Origin of the sequence: Blastococcus sp. CCUG 61487 (assembly GCF_005222955.1) — a bacterium.
Lineage (GTDB): Bacteria > Actinomycetota > Actinomycetes > Mycobacteriales > Geodermatophilaceae > Blastococcus.
The window spans coordinates 1-1,976 of the sequence record NZ_LWUA01000098.1 but is presented as its reverse complement, the minus strand read 5'-3'; the positions used below and the strand labels follow the sequence as shown (position 1 = coordinate 1,976).

The 1,976-nt window shown below is 71.1% G+C and carries 2 protein-coding genes; one reads left to right on the top strand and one right to left on the bottom strand.

Going from position 1 to position 1,976, the window contains the following annotated elements; genetic code table 11:
- Nucleotides 1-71 precede the first annotated feature (71 nt).
- The gene (locus tag A6V29_RS06805; RefSeq protein WP_249933074.1) at nucleotides 72-1,703 is read left to right on the top strand and encodes an IS30 family transposase; all 1,632 of its coding nucleotides are present in this window, start codon (nucleotides 72-74) and stop codon (nucleotides 1,701-1,703) included.
- On the opposite strand, the gene A6V29_RS06800 is transcribed toward A6V29_RS06805, so the two are convergent.
- A partial coding sequence (locus A6V29_RS06800; RefSeq protein ID WP_137159605.1) for an integrase core domain-containing protein occupies nucleotides 1,673-1,976 on the bottom strand: 304 nt, incomplete at its 5' end. The genes A6V29_RS06805 and A6V29_RS06800 overlap by 31 nt on opposite strands.

Genomic DNA, 1,976 nt, shown 5'->3' with positions numbered 1-1,976 from the left:
GACGACCAGTTGAATCCACCTCCCCCAGGTTCTATCGGTCGACGCAACGCCTTCTTTGAAGGCGGTCATTGGTGCATGCGCGACGGGATTCCGCTGCTGGTATCCGGTTCCTGGCGGCGGTCAGGGAGGGGCGGGGTCTCAAACCGTCCGCCCGCGCCGCCGGGATCGGCAAGGAGACTGGCTACCGGTGGCTGCGGGAGGCGTTCGGCGCGCTGCGGGACGAGGGCCTCAGCGTCGAGCAGGCCGCGGCCGAGCTGGGCTACTGCTCGCCACTTTTGGTCGACTGGGAACGGCAGCGACCAGGCCCCCGCGGTCGGCATCACCTGGCCGTCGACGCCGGGGTCGAGGACGCCTTCTGGCGCCGCTTCGCAGGCGGCGACTCGATCGGCGCCGCAACTCGAGCCGCCGGGGTGGGTCGCTCGACGGGCTATCGGTGGTGGCGCGCCCGCTACGGGAAGCTGCGCGAGCAGGGCCTGACCGCCCGGGCCGCCGCGCTGCGGCTGCGGATACCGACGCCCCTGGCCAGGCAGTGGGAGGACCAACGGCGCCGCGCCGATGAGCACGCCCGCCGGGAGCGGCAGGCCCTCCTGCGGCGTGCGCTTCGCACCTCGGCACGCCATGCCGAGGAACTCACCCGCCGGCGGGCACCACGGTCGGACGTGCTGGCGCGCGACACGCGCTACTGGGAGCTGATGCGTGCCGGGCTGAGCAACACCGCCGCCTCCACGATCCTGGGCGTGCACAGGAAAACCGGCGCACGCATCCGCGCCCGCCGCCACCAGCAGACCGCCCCGCCGTCTCGGCCCGCCGAGCGCTCAAGCCGCTACCTGTCGCTGCGCGAACGGCTGCAGATCGCCGACCTGCTGCGGCTGGACTACTCGATCCGCGTCATCGCCGGCGAGCTGGGCCGCTACCCCTCGACGATCAAACGGGAGCTGGACCGGCACCGCGACGAGCACGGCCGCTACCTGCCCCACCACGCCGATCACGTCGCGGCCCAGCAGCGCCGCCGGCCCCGGCAGCACAAGCTGATCGCCCACCCGAGGCTGCGCACGCTCGTGCAGCGCAAGCTCAACCGGTGCTGGTCACCCGATGAGATCAGCGGCTGGCTGCGCCGCACCTACCCGACCGACCCGACGATGCGGCTGTGCCCGGAGACGATCTACCGGGCGCTGCTGGTGCCCGGCGGGCAGGGACTGCACAAGCGCTACTGCCGCAAGCTGCGCACCGGCCGGCGGATCCGCAAGTCCCGCTGGCTGACCCGATCCGGGCACGGCGCGGCGGTCCGCGACATGACCATGATCGACCAGCGGCCGGCCGAGGTGGAGACCAAGCAGCAGGCCGGGCACTGGGAAGGCGATCTCATCCTCGGCGTGGGCTGCGCCTCGGCGATGATGACCCTGCGCGAACGCACCACCCAGTACGGCATCGTGATCAACTTGCCGGTCGATCACACCGCCGAGACGGTCAGCGCCGCCGCCACCGCCGCGTTCGCGCCCCTGCCCGCGCACATGAAACGCACCCTGACCTGGGACCAGGGCGTGGAGATGGCCCGCCACCGCGAGCTGGCCCGGGCCACCGGTGTGGCGATCTACTTCGCCCAGCGGTGCAGCCCCTGGCAGCGCGGCGCGAATGGGCTGTGTCAAGGATCTTGGACAAGTCCTCGGGTTGATCACGCTGCGGCGGTTGCCGCAGCCCGGTAGTCGGCGAGCGCTTCGAACGGGGTGCGGTAGCCGAGGGTCGAGTGCAGCCGTCGGCGGTTGTAGAAGACCTCGATGTATTCGGCGACAGCGAAGCGTGCCCGCGCCCGGGTGGCGAACGTCTGCCGGTAGTACATCTCGTTCTTCAGGGTCGCGAAGAATGACTCGGCGGCGGCGTTGTCCCAGCACACCCCGGTCCGCCCGCGACTGCGTCGAATGCGATTCGTCGCAGTGAACTCATCGAACTCGGCGGACGTATATTGGGCGGGTTCAACC